This is a genomic window from Rhizobium sp. PAMB 3182 (assembly GCF_052908355.1).
This window is the reverse complement of sequence record NZ_CM128607.1, coordinates 33,289-51,042: the sequence shown is the minus strand read 5'-3', so window position 1 is coordinate 51,042 and position 17,754 is coordinate 33,289. Positions and strand designations below refer to the sequence as shown.

Here is a 17,754-nt window from a genome sequence, read left to right as displayed (position 1 = left end):
TTGCTGCAAAAGCTTCGCCCATCTCTCAATCCTCCTTCAGCTCGCGGAACAGTTCGGCCAAGGCCTTGCGCCGACGGATGGCATAAATGCCGAATGCCGTGACAATTGCCATCATCGGCAACTGAGCGCGCCAATCCATGCCGGCGAAGGCAGCGAAGACGGATCCGGACGAAGCGAATATCGTCGTCAGCCACATCCACACGGTCTTGCTTTTGACGATCGGCTTGTCGAGCTTTTCCGCCGCGATCTTCTCCGGCACTTTTGGAGCGGCCGGTTCATGATCCAGCGGCGCCCGCTGTCCGGGGTCGCCGGGCCCGGTCGGCACCGGCGCGGCCGCCGCGCCGGTCTCCTCCTTGCGGCTTCGCATCGCCAGGATCTCCTCCAGCACCTTTTCCACCTCGCCGGGCGAAACCAGCGCCTTGTTCAGCCCGTCGCCGTTGTAGTAGCTCTGCCCGCGCCTCACGGGCCGGTGCGCGCCCTGGCAGTCGGCCAGCACCGGAAAGCTCGCCCATTCCTTGGCAAGCTCGAGGCCGAAGCGGGTCGTCGAGATCCGCCCGGAAATGAAGTCGTCGAACTTGCGGCGCAAGAGCAGGCAATAGGCGAGCGTGTCCTGAAAGCCCGGATTGAAGATCCGCGTGCCGGAAAAGCCGTAGTCCTTGGCAAGGCTGATCAGCGTGTCGCGCATGAACTGCGGCGCGCCCGCCGCGCTCGAGGCGGTGCCATAGCCCCAGTTCTTTTTCACCCAGCTCTTGCTGCTCCAGAGCTTCTGCTGCTCGATCACGTCGCCGACCGTCATCGTCGTCAGCGGCTTGTCGAGATGCCCCTGGCGATTGCCGAAAATCGTGTCGTGGCCCTTGGGAGCCTCTTTCGAATAGATGAATTTCAGCAGCGCCAGCGCGGTTGCAGGAATGCTTTTCGGCAGTTGCTTCACCATGTCGAGGCTCCTTTGTCCTTGTGGAGCCTCAAAGGTTAAGCCCGCCCGGGTGCGGTCAAATGCGGGCGTGGCTATAGCGCAGCACGATCGACGCGGCTAGAGCGCCATCTCGATCTCGGTGTAATTCAACCCATCATAGACATAAAATTTTCCATCACTGCCCTTCACGACGGAAACTGGCTCATACGTGGGTTCCGGATCGACGGGCGGATCGACGGGAGTTCCCGGATCTCCGGTCATGACCGCATATGCGGTATCGGCAATGAGTTGATGGCCGGCATCATTCGGGTGATGGCAGTCATACATATCACTCAACGAAAAAACGCTGCGCACATCGATCAGCCGGGCATCAAGACCATAGCCCTGCAACTCGGAAACAAGGCCGGCGATTTCGGCATTGTAGGCATCCGTGTTGGCATCATTACCGCCGTTTGTGTAGCAGGCCCCCAGCGGTACGTTGATGAACGCAACCTGCTTGTCTGCGTCGTCCAGCTCAACCGAGAAGATCGGGAAGACCAGATGCCCGGCACCGGCCGCATGTGTTGCGGTGATTTCGATGCTGTGCACGCCGGCACCGAGACCGGAGTATACGAAGGACATCAGTGCATGCTGCGTACCAGCGCCGGAATTGAGCTCCGTGCGAACGTCGCCGCCGCTTGCATAGTTACCTTTCAAGACATCGTCGATTTTCACCGAGAATGCACTTGTGTTGTTGCGCTGTCTCAGGAAGCCGAGCGCGATCTTGTCGCCAGTCGCCGAGAAGACCACCTTTGCCCCTGTCGCAGAAAGCCCGTAGGAGCCATAAACCAGACCTGATGTGAGCACGGATCCGGAAAATATCGCGCCGTTAGCCGGCAGTATAGCCTTCGGGCTGGCAACGAGACGGACACCATAGGCCCTCATACAATCCCGGAAATACTGCCGCTGCAGCGCATTCTTGGCGTCCGCGTCGGGATCTGTCGCCGGGTCCGTATAGCAATAGTGCTGCTCGTTGGTGCCGAAGAAAACGGTAGAGTAATCCCCAACCGATGGCTGGTTTGCCATCAGCGTCGGGCACTTATCAACAGCCTGTGCAGAAGACTGCCCCAACATCGAAAGTGTCGCGCCGAGTTGCGAAGCAAGAAGATACGCATAGCCTTTCGTGGTCCTGTTGGTGGCGCCTGTCCCTGTGGTAATGCTGTCACCAAATGCCAAAAGCCTTGTCATGTTGTGTACCTCACATTGATTGTGCCATCTTATTGCTCACAAGTATGGCGGGCTGTTTACATACGGATGGCCGCCAGGAAGGTTTCCTTGCAACCCCCAACGCCACGCAAGATATCCCTCGACATTCTGACGGTTGCCAACGGACAATGCAGACCTGAAGACAAGCAACGTCCTGCACTTGCCGTTAAAATAATTGGTGCCAAACCTGCCGAAATATGGCGAACTTGTCGACAGATTGAGAGAGCTATACGCATCTGATGCAACGCTATTTCCATTCTGCCAGAATTCGCGTGCGCCGGATGTATAACGGTACGACATCAAATAATCGACACCAGCTGAAAACGCCCCGGCATTAAGCCTATTTCCATACATGATGAACGCGGGCTGGCCGGCCGTAGTGGTGTCGCTCCCGACATATACAGCTTGGTTATTGTTCGCTGCCCCCTGAGCGAAGAAGAACCTAGATGAATCTGTAACATCCCATCGCACAACCGAAAAAATCGTAAACGGGTTGTTTCCAGCAGGCAGGAAAGCGGTATCTGGAGCCATGTAGTCGTCAGACCCGTCGAGATCGATCCACCGATCTGCTGACGAGTAGATTGGCTGATTTGCGGATGTCGCCTGCTTCAGGTGGAGACCTGTCCCGCTGATATCGTTCCATTGCGAGACTTGTGTCGAAGACAATGTCTTGCTGGAAAGTTCAGCATCATACCACGCATATGGCGATATCACCGCCGGCATCCACTCGGCTTGGGTAAAAAGCGCCGCTCTTCCGAACATCAGCGAGACCCCGCGAAAAAGGTCACGACTTCGGTGTCGTTGGCAAAGCCGGTCAGTGTGTTTTTGGCATTCGCTGTGGTCGTGATTGATGGTGCCGATGACTTCCCGGGCCACTTGAATTCCGACGAATAGGAAAGCGTGCGCCCGCCGGTCGCGTCCTGGATCACGTCCAGAGTGAACTCCTGCCGTTTGCCAGAGGCGGGCAGATTGGAGACGACAAGACTGGTATTAGCCACCAGCGTCGCCTTGAAGTGATTGCCGAGACTGAAGTCCAGCGTCAACACGCCGGCGGCCGGTGTCAGCGTGACAACCGCCTGAGAAAATCCACCCGTGAGCGCCTGCACCGTCGCACTCGTCAGCTTCACGAACGTCCCCGCCAGCAGCGTTTTCACGTTCGCCCAGCCGCGCTTGATCAGGCTGCCGTCAGCCTTGCGAAACACCATTTCCGCCGTGTCGGCCGGGTCCTCGTCGGCAGCTCCGTTGATCGTCGAGGCCAGCGACGCCGCATCGACGATGCCGTTGGCACCATCCGCCCCGTCTGCGCCTGGCGCGCCCGTGTCGCCGGTCGGCCCCTTCAGGCTGAAGGCCACCGCCCCCCAGCTGCCGCCCGCCTTCTGGTAGAGGTCGCCGTTGGAGCGCAGGTAATAGTCGCCATTGTCGCCGAGCCCGTCATCCGGCACGCCGGCGCCATTGAAGATCGCCGTGCCGTCGGTGAAGTCGTCGACCGACGGCCCCTCGATCAGCTTGTCGCCGCTTTTCACCAGCACCGTGCCGTCGGCAATGCCGCTGGCGATCGTCCAGCCGGTTTCGCCCGGCGGCGCCAGCACCGCGCGCTTGAACCGCCAGAACATCTCGACCAGCGTCACCGCGATTTTCGAGAGCTCGCGCTCCAGCGCATCGATGCCGATCTGCGTGCCCTTCTTCACCGCCGCCGCGCGCTCGTTCTGCCGGTCGCCGATGACGATGTAATTCACCGTGTCGTCGATCGCAGCGTCGAAGGTGATGGAAAACGTGTCGAACGCCTCGCCCGAGGTCTTCGTCACCGTCACGTCGGTTTCCACCCAGTCGGCCCCGGCCGCCTTGGTGTAGACGGTCACGTCCTCGAGGTCGAAGATGGAAAAGGAAAACGGCCCGTAGCTCGCCGATCCGTCGCCGACAAGAACGCCGCTCGTGCGCGCCCCGCGCGGAATGGGATAAGGTGTGTCAGCCATGACGCCCCGCCTGAAATTTGGATCAGGCAGAGCGTAAGCCCCATGGGACAAGGTTCAGTGTGGGATAAGGGCCTCGATGTACTCAGGTGGCACATCGTGCGTCAGCAAACACATTTTCAGATAGTTCTTTCGGTACGAAGCACAATAGATCGTTGTCCGACCGCATTTTTGCTCCGCTTCGACCGAACACCGATTGTAAATTTGCGCAACCTGCTTGCCAGACATTGCCGAAGCAACACTGCCGAAACACGCAATGAAACCTATGGTGAGAAGTAGTCTCATAATTCCCCCTTGACAGACGATTCCCATTAGCCGATTCTAATACCGCTTCTCGAAAAAGGGGAAGCCCAGATTGCAAGCTGGAACTGTTTCTCGGAGCGCCCAACGCGCATTATGCGCGTTTTTTTATGGTCGGGCGTAGTGGGAGGGCTTTGCCCTGCCGGACTCCGAGCCGGTCTTGCAAACCTGCTACTGCCCGGCCGCCCGAAGCAAGCGGGCTGTCGGTCCCAATTCAACTCGGAGAACCGACCATGCCAAAACCCCTTGAAATCATCGAAAACGATCTCGTCGATCTGCGCGCCCTTTTAAAGCTCGGCCTCTACACCGCCGAAAATGCCGAGGGCAGCGAGTTCGCCGCTCTGCGCAGCGAGTTTGTCAGCCTGTTTTACCAGATGCTCGACAAGACCGACCACGCCTCCGGCCAGCATCCCGCCGCATGGCGCGCCGCCTCCGACGGGGAGACCCTGCAATGAACGCCGTCGTCAACTTCGCATTCGAGGAAAATCTCGTCCGCGTCATCGAGCAGGACGGTGAACCGTGGTTCGTCGCCAACGACATTTGCAAATGCTTGAGCCTCGCCAACCCGCGTAAAGCCGTGGGGGATCTCGACGACGACGAAAAGGGTGTAACGATTAGTGACACCCTTGGAGGTCGTCAGGAAGTAAACATTGTCTCCGAACCCGGCGTTTATCGGCTGGTCTTCCGGTCTCGCAAGCCGGAGGCCGAACGCTTCAAGCGATGGCTCGCCCATGAGGTCATTCCAGCCATCCGCCGGACAGGAACCTATATCGCGGAAAGACAAACGCCGACACCGGTAACCGAGGTTGCGCCTATGGATGTCACGGCCAGAAAGGTAGCGATGGTCACCGAAGCGCGCATGACCAAGGGACCAGCCTTTGCTGCAGCCCTCTGGGATCAAATCGGCCTTCCATCGCCGGATACCACACAGGAGAAAGATCCGGAAGCACTGGCCTGCCTGCGTCATCTTCTCGACGCGGAATATGCCTGTGAAGCCATCCGCCTGCGTATCAACCGCCTGTTCTCTAGCCGTCTTGCGGAACAGTCTCTGCGGCACCGCTGGCGCATCGAGCGGGTCGGCGCCGGCTTCATCCTGCCGATCGATAATGAGATGATCGCCAGCGTCTATGCCGGAACGCGCTGGCAGCGTCCATTCGAGCTGTGGCGCAAGCTCCCCGGCGCGCAGGACCGCAATCCGAAAGGCGGACACAATGCCCGCGATTTCACATGGCTTCCGTCGGAATATCTGGATATCTGACGCGGAGCATCACTCGCCGCCGGCGGTCGAAAGATCCGGCAGCCGGCGCGGGTTGAATTCGCCGGGCTCCCACCAGAAGCTCGCCTTCCGCTTCTGCGCCTTGAAGCTCTTGTCGGCCTCGGGATCCATGAGCCACTGCAGCTGGTCGACGAAGGCGCGCCGATAGGCCGCCCGCGTCGCCGGATGCGAGGAAAGCACCGGCGTATAGCGCCCGACATATTTCGCCACGTTGCGCCCGAATTTCTGCTCGTCGACCATGTCCTCGTTTCCGGAGACCTCGCCGATGATCGTGCGGATCCCGCGCAGGGTCACATCCAGCGTGTCGCCGACGAAGGCCACGCCGATCCCCGGCAGCGTCGAGGCGAAGCTCTGGCCAAAACGGTTTTCCGCCCGGTCGACGAAATCGGCGAACAGGCCGCCGCCGCCGCCCTTGACGAAGGCCTTAGCCCAGAAGGCCGCCGTCGTCATGTCTTCCGGATCCTTGCCGTTCAACACGTTGAGGATCTGCGTATACATGCCGGCGCCGATCGTCAGCGGAATGGCCATCGCGGCAAAGTATTTCGAGCCGCGGGCGATCTTTCCGAGCCTGCTTCCGGCCATCATCGAATAGAGATAGATCGCCTCGAGCTGGCGGGCGGTAAAGCTCATGCCGAAGCTCATGAACTGCGAGGCGAACTGCGCCACCTCGCCCAGGATCGTCCCGCGCGCATTGCCGCCCGTCAGCACGCTCTTGATGCGCGCATCACCGGCCGGCACGGATCGTTCCGACCATTGCGTGATCATCTCGGCATATTTCTCGGCAAGCGCCCGGTCGCCCGTTCTCTGATAGACGCCGCCGGGATCGAGGAAGCCGAGCGCGTCGACGCCGGCGCGCATCCTGTGCCAGTCGTCGGGTGTGAAGCCAAACCCTTCCATGGTCTTTTTCATCAGCGGGTCGAGGTCGATCCAGTCGACATTCTTCTCGGCAAATCCGCCCAGCGTCTCGTGCCAGGCCCCGGCCTCGACGCGCTTGCGGGCATCCGTCAGCGGCGAAAGCGCGTTCCAGGTCAGCGCCCGGTCGGTCACGTAGCGGCTCCATTCATGGCCGAACATCTGGTCGACGAACCGCGCCTTGTCGTTCATCGTGTGCAGGAAATCGTCCCACAGCACCGCGCGCCGCGCCATCGCCCGCCGGTCGCCGTCATTGGCGAAGCGCTTGACGATATCGGCGATCGTCGAGGTCACGGGCAGGCCGGCCAGCCGCCGCGCCGAGGCCGCCACATGCGGATCCGTCAGCCCGGCGAGGATCCCGGTCGCCCCCAGCGCCGCGCTCGAGGCGAGGTTGCGGATATCGCCGGCAATCTGCGCCGGCGCATCCAGCACCGTGCCGCGCCCGCGCAACTCCCGCCAGAGACTGTCGATCCGGTAATCCGACCACCTGCCGGCATCCATCCCCGGCAGCTTCGTGCCCTCGATCACGCCGGCCTGACGCTTGCCGATATTGGCGCGCACCGCCTGCTTCACCCATTCGACCTGCGCGTCGGGGTTCGGCCCGAAGCGCTCCATCGCCGCAATGTCCTGCGCCATGCCGTTGATATGGCCGAACAGCGTCTGGATCACGTCCTTCTTGCCGAACCGGTTGTTGTAGGCCAGCCAGCTTTTCGCATCCTTGAACACCAGGAAGCGGCCTTCCTGGTGGCGGCTTGCCACCTTGCCGATCCCGAAGCGCCGCGCCTCCGGCCGCCGGTGCGCCCAGCCGTCGCTCATCAGCGTTTCGAACACATAGTCGAGCGAGGCGTCGATCCCGTCGGCGCCGATCGTCTCGCCCGTGTTGGGATTGGTCATCTCGTCGGCGTTGAGCAGCGGCTTGATGAATTCCTTCCAGCGCGCCCGCGCCTCGGGGAGCGTCGCGCCCAGCTTGCGGATCGCCCGGGGATCGTGACTGTGCGGCAGCCCATGGTCGGCACGCTTGGGAATGTTGCCGCCCGCCTCGTTGAAGCGCAGCCGCAGATCTTCCAGAACGTTCGCCGCCGCCCCCGCCAGAGCCGCGGCCTCGCTGTTGCCGGTCACTTCGCCGTGCAGCGCGACGATGAAATCTTCCAGGTCGACCGTGTTGCGCCTCAGCCCGAGGCCTTTCGATCGCCGAAAATGATACATCACATTGGCGAGATCCCGGTGCGCCATCGCCATGATCGCGTGCGCCCGTCCCTGCATCGAGAATGTGCCCTTGTAGCCGTTATGCACCATCAGCGACAGCGCAGCGTCCAGCTGGTCGGCATGCCCCTTCTCGTCGCGGTAGTTCTCGATGAAATCGGCGATCTCCTTGCGCCGCGCTTCCGCGAGCAGCACCTGCCGGCGCTTTTCCTTCGCCTCGGCCTTCAGCGCCGCAACCACCTCGTCGCGCGCCTGGGCGGCGGCTTCCCGCTCCGTCATGCCGGGCCGCTTGCGCTTGAAGCGTGCCTCGTAATAGCGGTTCAGCTCTTCGGCCTGCCGGGAGTTGATCTCCCCCTGTGCCACGGCGGAATTCAGACAATCGCGCAAACTCATAGCTTGCAGGCCTCCATCACTTCGGCGAGCAACCGCCCCTCGTCTGCCAGCGCCAGCGCATCCGCCGGCCGCATCAGCACCACATTGCCGTTTCCGTCCTCGACAGGCAGGAACTCGAACAGGTTTTTCGCATTGCCGTTGGCGTCGATCGACGGCTCGCGGATCTCGCCGGCCTGCTCTTCCGCCGCACGCATCGCCGCATCGTCCAGCGGCTCCGCCGGCCGTTCAGGGCGAATGCGCTGGTTTTCGAGTGGATCGGACGGCACCCGGGGATTCTGACCGGCACGCTGATCCGGCCTTACTTCCCCGGGTGCCTTCGACACGGCTTTCGTCGCCGCGCGCCTCTTGGAAACAGGAACCTGCTCGCGATAGTCCAGGGCGTCCAGCTGCTGCGCCATGTTTTCAGAGCTGCGCAACGGCTTCTCATTTTCGGAAACCCAGCGGAACGCCTCCTGCCTGTCCATGATGCGGCCGTCAGCATTGACGAAGCCGGTAAATTCCGGCGCACCGAAACGCGGATCCCCGTATCTGTCGGCCAGCGTGAAATGCACGTCGCCCGCATCGCCGACATACAGCTTTCCGTCGCTGTGGATGTTAGCGACCACGACACCCTTTTCCGGCAACTGGCCGCCACCGATTTCGACGCGACGCCCGTCTGCCGTCGTTGCCGTCTGCTTTTCGACCTTGGCGGCAACCTCGTCGACCTTCGCCGCCACCGCATCGATCCTCCGGCTCGCCTCGTCAAAATCCCGGGCGAAGAAGGTGTCGGCAATGTCGTCGACCGCGTTCGGCTCGCCGCGCCGGGCAAGATCGGCCTGGTCGGGCCGGATGTCGTCAAACAGCCGCCCGGCCTCTTCCTCGGCCAGCATCCGCTCGATCAGCTCCGGCGGCGGGTTGTTGTCGGGATCCTCGGCATAACGCACCGCCGCCTCGTGCACGCGCACCTCGTTCGGGCTCGCATCCGGCCGCAGCATCGCCTCGTCCAGCGTCCGCTCCTCAAACGAGCGGTTGATCATGTCCAGCCGTTCCGGCCCGAGCTCGACGCCCATTTCCTTTGCCAGCGTCTCGACGTCGCCGCGCTCCGGCCTTCCGTCCAGCACGCGCGCCGCCCGTTCCGCGCCGCCCTTGCCGAGATTGTAGATCCGGGCAAGCTCCGCCCCGCCCTGCAGCGTCCCGCCGAACAGCGCCCCGAACACGGTCGCCACGCCGACATTCTTCAAGGCGTCTTCCAGCCCGTATTCCAGCCCGGCGGCCTTCTTGCGCTCCTGGCTTGCCGCCTGCAGCACCGCCTCCTGCCCGCCATTGATCAGCGCTTCCGTCAGCATCACCCGCCCAAGCCGCGCCGCCACCGTGACGCCCGTGCCGGCGCCGGCGCCGATGAAGCTCATGCCGACCTGGTAGGGATCGCGCGCCGAGCCGGAAAGCCCGCCGGCAAGCCCGGCGGTGAAGCGGCCGAGCATGCCGAGCTTCGGCGAGGCCATGGTTTCCGCCTGCCGCTTTTCCGCGTCCCGCATCAGCCGCACCGTGCGCCCCTCGATGTCGAGCTCGATCAGTCGCGCCTGCGCCGGAAACTTCGCCGCCAGCGACGAGCGTTCCGCGTCGAAGCTCTTCATCGCCTCGTCGATCCGCGCCTGCCGCCATTCGTTTCCGGTGTCGAGGCTGTAGGTCGGGTTCGGCTTGCTATCGAACGTCCCGGTCGAAAGGTCGACGTCCATCGGATTGCGCAGCTTGACGCCGGTCGCCTGCTGTACCTCGTCGATATAGGACTGATAGGCCGCCTTGCGCGCATCGACGCTGGCCGTCAGGTTCTCGACCAGCCGCATCGTGTCGTCGGTCGCCGAGGCCGCATTGCGCCATGCCTCGCCCCATGTTTCCGGCCCGCCGGCGCGCACGCCCGGCAGGTCGGCGGGATCCAGATAATCGATCATCGATAGGCTCCCGGCACGCGCGGCGCCAGCCGGTCGCGCATCCCCTCGAGGTTGAGCACCACGGGCTTGCCGTCCGCATCGGCGATGAACATCGGCGACGGCCCCGCCGGGTCGTTCAGCGCGAAGGCATAGCCGCCTTTCACCCTGACCGGCATGGCGCTCTTGAAGTCCTTCGCCGCCCAGGTCCGCCCGTTCTTCGCCTTGATCGCGCCGACGTCCTGGTCGTCGAGCGCGCCGATCAGATCGTCGAAGCGGTCGGCGCGGATCGAGGCCGGCACGATCACCTTGCGTTCCTTCCAGAAGAAGCCGGGATCGTAGTCGGTAAACCCGCCATACTGCACGCCGCCGATGAAGCTCGCGCCGGCGGCCTCCTGATAGGCCTGCCGGTAGACGTCCTTGGCCTCGTCGTCCTTCGGGTCGATGCCGGCATCGTAGAGCCGCTTGCGGGCGATCGCCGCAGCCGCCTGGTCGAGCTTGTTGACGGCCGTCGGCGTGAACACCAGCGCGTCGCCGGTGGCGGTTTCGGCCAGCGGCTTGCGCTTGGTGTTCGCCATTTCCGGATAGGCCTTGCCGTCCGGCGTCTTGCCGAAGCCGGCAATAAGGTCGAGCGCCGCCTGCCGGTTGCCGCCGGCATTGATCAGCCCGCCCGAAAGCGACACCGCCGGCGCCACCTCGCCAAGCTGCGCCAGCATCTCGTCGGCATGCGGCCCCGCGGCGTCGACGAGCCCGGCCGCGATCGACAGCCCCTTTTCCGGATCCGCCTTCACCGCCGTCTCGATCTGTTCGGCCTCCCCCGGCCGGAAATAGCGCGGGCTGACCCCGAAATGCTTGGCCGCCGCCCGGGCGGCATTGATCCGCTCGGCAAAGGCGGAAGACACCGAAGCCGGGTCGACGTCGCCCTCGAGCGGCAGCCCGGGCGAAACCGGCAGCACCCCGAAGCGTTCGGCCACACCCAGCGGATCCGTAGCCAGATCCTGCCGGTGGCTGGCGATCGCCTGGCGCGCAAAGGCAATGTCGTCGGCCGTCGCGTTCTCGCCGAGAATATCCTTCAGGTTCTTGTCCACCGCGCCGATCGGCAGCGTGCGGATCGCCTCGGCCACCTTCAGCCGCGAAAGCGTCGAGGCGACGATCTTCGCCCCGTCCGGCGCGGTGCCGGCGTCGAGCTGGAAGCGGGCAAGCTCGTCGGGCGAAACCGGCATGCCGCGCGCCACCCGCTTCGCCATGTCCTCGCCGCGCTTTGTGAGATCCGCATTCGCCTTGTCGTCCTGCGTCTCGCGTGCGTTTGCCGCCGCCGTCAGCCCCTTGTCGATCCGCGCCCAGTCCGCCGCCGTCACGCCGTCCAGATCGCCTTTCGCATAGGCCTCCGTCATGTCGCGATGCATGGTCCGGATCTCGCCGGCATTCTTCTTCTGCGCCTGAGTGAGATAAAAGCTGACGGTCGTGTCCGACCGGCTTTCGCGCTTGGCCTGCGCCGCCTCGCCCGGCGTCAGGATCCCGCGCGAAACGGCGCTGTCATAATGCGCGTCGATCGCATCCTGTGTGCTGGCAAGCGAAGAGGCCGCATTCGGATCGTCGAGCGACAGGCCCGCCATCTGCCGGCTCTTTTCGTCCTCGAGGCCCTGCACGCGGTTGAGAAAGTCGACGCGGTTTTCCTGCCGGCGGCGTTCCTGCAGGTCCGCCTGCGCCTTTGTCACCAGCCCCTGCGCGCGCTTGGCATAGGAAACGCGATAGTCCGCCTCGATCTCGGGAAACACGTTGTCGCGCAGATCCGCCGTCAGGTTCTCCTGCAAGGCCTGCTGCAGCTTTGCCGGATCGTCCTTGTAGGCCTCATAGACGGCATTCTGGTTTGCCATCATCGAGGTATCGAGCATCTCCAGATAGGTGCGCGTCCCGGCCACGTCATAGGCCCGGCCGAACACCGTGTCGCGCCCGGTCGGGCGGAAGGAACCGGCCTTGCCGCGCGTGATCTCTACGGGCGCATGCACCGGCACCACGGCCGGCGCATCCGTCGAGGCCGGCGACGGAAATGCCTCATAGGTGCCATCGCCTGCAGGGGCTGCCGGCGCTGCCGGCGCGGCTTCCGCCCGTGGCATGCCGCCGGAGCGGATCAGCGCCGCCTCGCGCTGCCGCCGTTTCGGGTTCGAACTGAGGCCGGCAACGGCGCTGGCAATCTGCCCGACGTCACCGGTGCGCGCCGCCGCGACCACCTCTTTCGGCAGCGAGCCGTAATTGTAGGCGACGGAATAGAGGCCGGCCTGCACATTCGGCGCCAGCCTTCCCCAGGTCTCGCCCAGCTGCCGGCGCGCCACCGCGCCCTCGCGGCTGGAAATCCGAAAGGTCAGATCCTGCTCGGCCTGCTGCCGCGTGATCTTCATGCCCGGCGTCACCCGCACCGGCTTGCCGTTCGCGCCGATCGTCGTGTCGGACCCGTAGCCGACCCGGTGCGCCGTCTTGTCCCAATAGGGGCTGTCGCGAAATCCTTCCTCGTGCCGCAGCAGCGCCATGGCCTGCTGTTCGCCGGATCCGGAATAGACGCGCACCGCGCCATCGGCCCCCGTCTCGCCGCCCGTCGCGCCGCCCGACCAGGTCGCCCCCTCGGGCGCGCCGGCAAGTGCTGCCTGCTGGCCGGCCATCGCCCCGGCGCGCTCGGCCTGCCGGTCGGCGATCTGCCCGAACTGCTCGGCCATCCGCACGAAGCCGGCCGCCACGCGCCGCTCGAGGTCGCCATTGTCGCGCGCCACGGCCAGAAGCCCGTCGGCCAGCACCGGCTCGACAGTGAAGCGCCGGAAACTGACCTCGCCCAGTCGTCTGTTCGCCATCTCAGCCGCGCCCCGCTATGCTCGAAAATCCACTGAAGCCGATCGAAAGCGCGTCCATCACGCCCCGGCTTTGCGCCCGTTTCGCCATCCGCTTGTAGTTGGCGACCCGCTCGTCGAGCCGCGACTGGCGCGTCTGCTCCGTTCCGTTCGACGTGGTGATGCCGAGATCTTCCTGCCGGAAGGCCTGTTTGCGCGCCTGCGCCGGCGTGCCGAAGGAAAGATCGACGCCGGAAGCGGCAAAGGCGACGTCCTGCTCGCCCACCTGTTGCATGGTCGCCCGCTTGATATCGGCGCGCCGCTGGATCCCCTGCAGCGTCTCCAGCGGCTTTTCCCGCTCGGCATCCATCGCCGCCAGATTGTACTGCTCGGCATCCGCCTTGCCGGCATTGATCGCGTTGACCATGCCGAGCACGGTCGCCCCGCCCTGCAGGATCGTCGAAAGCGAAATGCCGCTTGAGGCCGCCGCGCCGGTGGCGGCCGCACCGGTCGCCGCCGCTCCGCTCGCCGCCGCGCCGCCCCCGAACAAGGATGTGAAAAAGCCCGCCGCTGCCTGCATCAGAGTTTCGCCCCCACCACGTAATCGCGCACATTCAGCCGGCCCGGCCGCACCTGGGTAATGGTGACGGTCGGATCCATGGTCGCGCCGATCAGCGCCGCAACCAGCAGATGGCCCGTGAAATTCTTCTTTGCCGCGTCCAGATTGTCGCTGACCCGCGTCAGCGCCTGGTCTTTCGCCGCCCGACCGTTCGCCCCGACGGCGATCGACGCCGTGTCGGAGAGATAGAGCCGCACCCAGACGACCTTGCCCGGCCGGCGCACCACGTCGTCGTTCTGCAGCAATTTGACGAACGGCGTGCTTTCATAGACCGGCGGCGCCCAGATACCGACCTTGGCGGCCGTGCTCGGAACATCGGTCTGGATCGCGCCGGACGTAACCGTGAAGGGCCCGTGAATGTCGTTGGCGATTTCCGCCCACACCGTCTGGCCTTCCAGCGCCGAAAGGCCGGCAATCTGGCCGGCGAGATCCGACGTCGCCGAAATCGTCTTCTGGAAGAGCGTTTCCTCCTGCTCGGCCAGCTGCTCGATCGTATAGGTCCCGCCGCGGTTGACCGTCAGCCAGACGACGCCATTGCCGTCGACGGACATGCCCTCGACCGTGCCGTTTCCGGCGACCGGCCATTTCGCCGCCGCCAGCGGGATCTCCTGGTTGACGTTCGCCGCACAGCACAGAAGCGTGCCGTCATCCTTGCGGATCCACAGCCGCTCGGCCGTCATGAAGCGGTTTTTCCGCTGCAGCACCATCTGCGCCACGTCGGTCACGAAATCATTGTTGAGATCGTTGACCGGCGTCGGCGTGAATTTCTCGCTCACTGCGTCATAGTCGGAGCGGTAGAGCACACCGCCATCGGCCGAGACGAAATAGACATACCCGCCCATCACCACCGGCTTGCAGCCCTTGCGCGTGCCGATCTCCGAGGCGCGCACCCAGTTGAGCGGCTTGCCGGCCTCGATCGTCCGGTTCGAGGCGAAATATTCGGCCCGGTCGGTAAAGGCGACCATATAGGTCGCATCGATCACATAGAGCACGGTTTCCGAGATCTCGGTTCGAAGCGCCTCGAGGCGGGCGCCATTGTCGGCCTGCGTCTTGATGTTGAGATCGAAATACTCGCCCGACCGGGACATGGCGAAGGAGGCCGGCCGGGCCTTCGGCGCGGTGTAGATCGCGCGGTCCTGAAAGATCATCATCGCCGAAAACCCGCCCTGCGTGGAGGAAATCAGCGGCTCGCCCGCAGTATTGCCAGCCTGCGTGTGCGTTGCCAGAACCGAGGCGCTGGACGTGTTGACGATGCTGGCATAGAACGCATATTCGGCTCCGGTCAGAGCACCGCCGAAGGTGACGGTCAGATGCGCCGAAGAACCGGTGAAACCGATATAGTCGACCGTCACGCCGCTCGAAAACCCCGGAATGGCGCTCAACTCCGTCTCGATCGCGGCGGCGAAATTCGTCCAGCTGGTCGCCGTGTCGGAACCGGTGCTCACGCCGAGTGCGACGACGTCCGTCGTCTCGCTTTCCAGCGTAAACGTCGCCTGAATGTCGTCGAGTGTTCCCGACCATTTGAAGAACAGATCCCAGATGTCATCTTCCTGGGCATAGGTTCCGCCGAGATCGACATTGGGCAACAGGTCATACGGCCACACATCGACCGTCCAGTTTGTATCGTCGGTCTTGTCGCGAAACAGCTTGATCCCGTTCCACAGATCCTGGTGAAACACGCCGACCGTGTTTGCCTCGCCGTAGAATTCCAGTTCCGGCAGCAGATCGGCCGTGATCGCGGCGATCGCCACCGTCGCCACCTTCACGCCGTCATTGCGCCAGATATCGGCCTGACCCACGGTGAATATCAGCGTATAGGACAGCCCGCTGCTGACTGTCAGCGTGGTATGCCGGCAAGCTCCGGAAACACCAGCGCCCGTGTAGAGCGTGCCCGGCATCAGCGAAAACCCCGACTGCGGCACGGCCTCGACGCCGGTCATTTCCTTGGCGGCGGAATAATACTGCTTGAGGTTGACCTTGCCCCACAGGCTTTTCGAGATCTGCCCGGCATTGACAGAGGATTTGAAGGGACCGGCGACGCGCGGCATCAGAACCTCCCGTACCAGGGCGTATCGATCGGCGCGCCGGTCGGGCGCACGCCCGTCAGCGGATCCTCGTTCATCAGCGGTTCGCCGATCGGCGCCGCAGCCTTGTCCTGCGCCATCAGCCGGCCGAACAGCCCGCCGGAGCCCTGCTGGCTCGGCGTGCCAAAACATTCCTGCGTCAAATCGGCTTTCAGGTCGGTGTCGGCCCAGACCGGAACGGCGAGGTTCGCGCCGAGCGCCTTCACATAAGCCGTGCGGAAGGCCGGATCCCAGGTGGCGGGATCGACGAAGAACTTGCAGCGCGCCCAGGCATTGGCCTGGTCGGCAAACAGCAATCCCTCCTCGAGGTCGAAATCGCGCAGCGGTGTGCGGCGCCTGGCATCGGCGAGGATCTTCAGCGGCGGCCCGATCCGCCCGCCAGGAAGCTCGAAACCGTATGTCCAGCCATTGACCGGCGTTTCGGCCAGCCGGTTCAGCTTCACGGTTTTCAGAGCGAAGTGCCAGTCATGCAGGCCGAAGACCCGATCCATGGTCACGTTCCAGGCCTGCTCGACCTGTTCGGCGAGATCCGACCCGTCATCGATGGAGAAGATCGGCCCGACGCCGAGCTCGACGCTCAAAGCCTCGTTGACCAGTGCCTGCTTGTCGATCGCCATGCGCCGCGCGCCCCACAAAAAAAAGCCGTGGCCGGAAGAATACCGGCCACGGCTGATCGTTCACTGCGAAGCAGCGATTAGGAGGTTGCCGGCGCCATGACGGCGACAGTAACGTTTCCGCTGGCCGGCACCGCCGTCGGTCGAATGTGCATCAGGCCCGGAGTGCCGTCGGCGTCGTAAAGCACGTTGATGACGGTCAGGGTCGACAGATCCTTGCGCGACTTGTTGAAGTAACCGTCGGCGATCACCTCCGCCTTGGTGTGATCGGTCACATAGTTCTTGAAGCCGCCGAAGCGGGTATTGGAAAGCGAGATCGACTGACCGGCGCTCTTCAGGTTGTAGATGTTGACTTCTGCCATTGTCCGTTCCTCAAAGATGTTCAGGATCGACGGGAGGCAATGCCACCCGCCGGCGTTTCAGTCGGATCAGACGGTCGGATCGGTGGCCATGTTGATGGCCTTGACGCGAACCTTCTTGATGCCTTCGGGCAGCAGACCCACCGCATTGCCGGAGAGCTGCACCTTGCAGAGCGTCGGCGTGCCCTTCAGCTGCGGCTGCGGATCCATGCTCATGTTCTCCTGGTCCCACTCGATTTCGGAGCCTGCGGCATCCTTCGCCCAGGCATAGAGATCGAGATAACCGCTGTCGTCGAACGGCTTGCCGCCGGAGCCGGTGCCATATGCGCCGGTGCCGTAGGCGAAGAGTTCGTTCGGCAGCGCCATGAAGTGCACGTCCTGGAACGTCTTCATGCGAACCTTGCCGGCCTTGGCGAAGGGCAGATCGGCCGGCCCGGCGTACTGCGAGTTCGAGAACTGCTTGTACATCATGAGCTGCGAGAACTGCGCGTGCGGCAGCGGGCAGAACAAGTCTTCGTCCGATCCGGCGCCCTTGAGCACGTCTGTCAGATAGACGGCCGTTTCAATGTCCATCGCCTTCGTGCCATCGCCGATCGTTTCGATCGTGGTCGGCGTATCGGTCAGCGTCGTCGCGCCGGCGGTGGCAAAGCCGTCGAGCACGTCGAGCTTCAGCCGGTCGCGCTTCAGCCGCACGGCACGCGCCATGAGCTTGGCAAGCGCGTCCTGCTGGCTCGGCCCCATCTTGCGGGTATCCTGGATGCGCAGATAGGCGGCCGCTTCAAAGTCGCGAATGCTGACTTCGACCATGTCGAGATTGATGCCGGAAGCGTCGATTTCCTGCAGCGCGCCAGTCAGTTCGTACATCTGGATGACGCCGCCAACGACGGGGAACTTGATGGAGCCGGCACCGCCGTCACCACGGGACATCGTTTCGTCGAGATAACCACCCATCGCCTGATAGCGGATGCGAACCTTGTCGCGGATGATTTCCCTGAACCAGTTTTCTACAGCCATTTTGGCCCTCATAAGTGTGATTGACGAGATCACCGTGAGGGCCGATTAGCCGGGCGGGGTGCGGGTCCTGTTAAGGATAGCCGCGCCGCCCGGGTCGCTCCCGTCCGGTAGCAGTCAGATGCTGCCACC

General features: G+C 63.6%; 14 protein-coding genes. 2 read left to right on the top strand and 12 right to left on the bottom strand.

The annotated features are described in order from the left end of the window. Nucleotides 1-25 precede the first annotated feature (25 nt). From ACU5AZ_RS00320 to ACU5AZ_RS00305, 4 genes are all read right to left on the bottom strand, one after another. Nucleotides 26-934, bottom strand: a complete 909-nt coding sequence (locus tag ACU5AZ_RS00320; RefSeq protein WP_446824090.1) for a hypothetical protein — start codon at nucleotides 932-934, stop codon at nucleotides 26-28. Between the two features lie 96 nt (nucleotides 935-1,030). After that, nucleotides 1,031-2,140: a hypothetical protein gene (locus tag ACU5AZ_RS00315; RefSeq protein WP_446824089.1), complete on the bottom strand. Its 1,110-nt coding sequence runs from the start codon at nucleotides 2,138-2,140 to the stop codon at nucleotides 1,031-1,033. A gap of 36 nt (nucleotides 2,141-2,176) precedes the next feature. Further along, a complete protein-coding gene (locus ACU5AZ_RS00310; protein WP_446824088.1) occupies nucleotides 2,177-2,920 on the bottom strand; it encodes a hypothetical protein in 744 nt (247 codons plus the stop codon). Further along, nucleotides 2,920-4,131 carry a hypothetical protein gene (locus ACU5AZ_RS00305; RefSeq protein ID WP_446824087.1) on the bottom strand — a complete coding sequence of 404 codons (1,212 nt, stop codon included), beginning with the start codon at nucleotides 4,129-4,131 and terminating at the stop codon, nucleotides 2,920-2,922. Before ACU5AZ_RS00305 ends, ACU5AZ_RS00310 begins: the two co-directional genes overlap by 1 nt. Nucleotides 4,132-4,661: 530 nt before the next feature. On the opposite strand from ACU5AZ_RS00305, the gene ACU5AZ_RS00300 reads away from it, so the two are divergent. Both ACU5AZ_RS00300 and ACU5AZ_RS00295 read left to right on the top strand, forming a co-directional pair. Beyond that, nucleotides 4,662-4,883: a hypothetical protein gene (locus ACU5AZ_RS00300; RefSeq protein ID WP_446824086.1), complete on the top strand. Its 222-nt coding sequence runs from the start codon at nucleotides 4,662-4,664 to the stop codon at nucleotides 4,881-4,883. Further along, nucleotides 4,880-5,686, top strand: a complete 807-nt coding sequence (locus ACU5AZ_RS00295) for a BRO-N domain-containing protein (RefSeq protein ID WP_446824085.1) — start codon at nucleotides 4,880-4,882, stop codon at nucleotides 5,684-5,686. The genes ACU5AZ_RS00300 and ACU5AZ_RS00295 overlap by 4 nt, the downstream gene beginning before the upstream one ends. Nucleotides 5,687-5,695: 9 nt before the next feature. Here the strand turns inward: ACU5AZ_RS00295 and ACU5AZ_RS00290 are convergent, their stop codons facing one another. From ACU5AZ_RS00290 to ACU5AZ_RS00255, 8 genes are all read right to left on the bottom strand, one after another. Next, nucleotides 5,696-8,212, bottom strand: a complete 2,517-nt coding sequence (locus ACU5AZ_RS00290; RefSeq protein WP_446824084.1) for a hypothetical protein — start codon at nucleotides 8,210-8,212, stop codon at nucleotides 5,696-5,698. Continuing rightward, on the bottom strand, nucleotides 8,209-10,140 hold the full coding sequence (locus ACU5AZ_RS00285; protein WP_446824113.1) for a hypothetical protein: 1,932 nt from the start codon (nucleotides 10,138-10,140) through the stop codon (nucleotides 8,209-8,211). The genes ACU5AZ_RS00290 and ACU5AZ_RS00285 overlap by 4 nt, the downstream gene beginning before the upstream one ends. Next, nucleotides 10,137-12,959, bottom strand: coding sequence for a lysozyme (locus ACU5AZ_RS00280; RefSeq protein WP_446824112.1), 2,823 nt, complete (start codon nucleotides 12,957-12,959; stop codon nucleotides 10,137-10,139). Before ACU5AZ_RS00280 ends, ACU5AZ_RS00285 begins: the two co-directional genes overlap by 4 nt. 1 nt (nucleotide 12,960) lies before the next feature. After that, the gene (locus tag ACU5AZ_RS00275; RefSeq protein ID WP_446824111.1) at nucleotides 12,961-13,515 is read right to left on the bottom strand and encodes a hypothetical protein; all 555 of its coding nucleotides are present in this window, start codon (nucleotides 13,513-13,515) and stop codon (nucleotides 12,961-12,963) included. Then, entirely contained in the window at nucleotides 13,515-15,602 is a 2,088-nt protein-coding gene (locus ACU5AZ_RS00270) for a hypothetical protein (RefSeq protein WP_446824110.1), read from the bottom strand. Before ACU5AZ_RS00270 ends, ACU5AZ_RS00275 begins: the two co-directional genes overlap by 1 nt. Then, nucleotides 15,602-16,255, bottom strand: coding sequence for a hypothetical protein (locus ACU5AZ_RS00265; RefSeq protein WP_446824109.1), 654 nt, complete (start codon nucleotides 16,253-16,255; stop codon nucleotides 15,602-15,604). Before ACU5AZ_RS00265 ends, ACU5AZ_RS00270 begins: the two co-directional genes overlap by 1 nt. A 77-nt stretch (nucleotides 16,256-16,332) precedes the next feature. After that, complete coding sequence (locus ACU5AZ_RS00260) at nucleotides 16,333-16,614, bottom strand: hypothetical protein (RefSeq protein WP_446824108.1); 282 nt, start codon at nucleotides 16,612-16,614, stop codon at nucleotides 16,333-16,335. Nucleotides 16,615-16,680: 66 nt separating this feature from the next. Next, nucleotides 16,681-17,625: a phage capsid protein gene (locus tag ACU5AZ_RS00255; protein ID WP_446824107.1), complete on the bottom strand. Its 945-nt coding sequence runs from the start codon at nucleotides 17,623-17,625 to the stop codon at nucleotides 16,681-16,683. Nucleotides 17,626-17,754: the final 129 nt, after the last annotated feature.

What these genes read in the sequence shown, in the direction of transcription:
- ACU5AZ_RS00290 (WP_446824084.1), bottom strand. Translation starts at nt 8,212, where the DNA reads ATGAGTTTGCGCGATTGTCTGAATTCCGCCGTGGCACAGGGGGAGATC.
- ACU5AZ_RS00260 (WP_446824108.1), bottom strand. Translation starts at nt 16,614, where the DNA reads ATGGCAGAAGTCAACATCTACAACCTGAAGAGCGCCGGTCAGTCGATC.
- ACU5AZ_RS00300 (WP_446824086.1), top strand. Translation starts at nt 4,662, where the DNA reads ATGCCAAAACCCCTTGAAATCATCGAAAACGATCTCGTCGATCTGCGC.
- ACU5AZ_RS00285 (WP_446824113.1), bottom strand. Translation starts at nt 10,140, where the DNA reads ATGATCGATTATCTGGATCCCGCCGACCTGCCGGGCGTGCGCGCCGGC.
- ACU5AZ_RS00265 (WP_446824109.1), bottom strand. Translation starts at nt 16,255, where the DNA reads ATGGCGATCGACAAGCAGGCACTGGTCAACGAGGCTTTGAGCGTCGAG.
- ACU5AZ_RS00270 (WP_446824110.1), bottom strand. Translation starts at nt 15,602, where the DNA reads ATGCCGCGCGTCGCCGGTCCCTTCAAATCCTCTGTCAATGCCGGGCAG.
- ACU5AZ_RS00280 (WP_446824112.1), bottom strand. Translation starts at nt 12,959, where the DNA reads ATGGCGAACAGACGACTGGGCGAGGTCAGTTTCCGGCGCTTCACTGTC.
- ACU5AZ_RS00295 (WP_446824085.1), top strand. Translation starts at nt 4,880, where the DNA reads ATGAACGCCGTCGTCAACTTCGCATTCGAGGAAAATCTCGTCCGCGTC.
- ACU5AZ_RS00255 (WP_446824107.1), bottom strand. Translation starts at nt 17,625, where the DNA reads ATGGCTGTAGAAAACTGGTTCAGGGAAATCATCCGCGACAAGGTTCGC.
- ACU5AZ_RS00305 (WP_446824087.1), bottom strand. Translation starts at nt 4,131, where the DNA reads ATGGCTGACACACCTTATCCCATTCCGCGCGGGGCGCGCACGAGCGGC.
- ACU5AZ_RS00315 (WP_446824089.1), bottom strand. Translation starts at nt 2,140, where the DNA reads ATGACAAGGCTTTTGGCATTTGGTGACAGCATTACCACAGGGACAGGC.
- ACU5AZ_RS00310 (WP_446824088.1), bottom strand. Translation starts at nt 2,920, where the DNA reads ATGTTCGGAAGAGCGGCGCTTTTTACCCAAGCCGAGTGGATGCCGGCG.
- ACU5AZ_RS00275 (WP_446824111.1), bottom strand. Translation starts at nt 13,515, where the DNA reads ATGCAGGCAGCGGCGGGCTTTTTCACATCCTTGTTCGGGGGCGGCGCG.
- ACU5AZ_RS00320 (WP_446824090.1), bottom strand. Translation starts at nt 934, where the DNA reads ATGGTGAAGCAACTGCCGAAAAGCATTCCTGCAACCGCGCTGGCGCTG.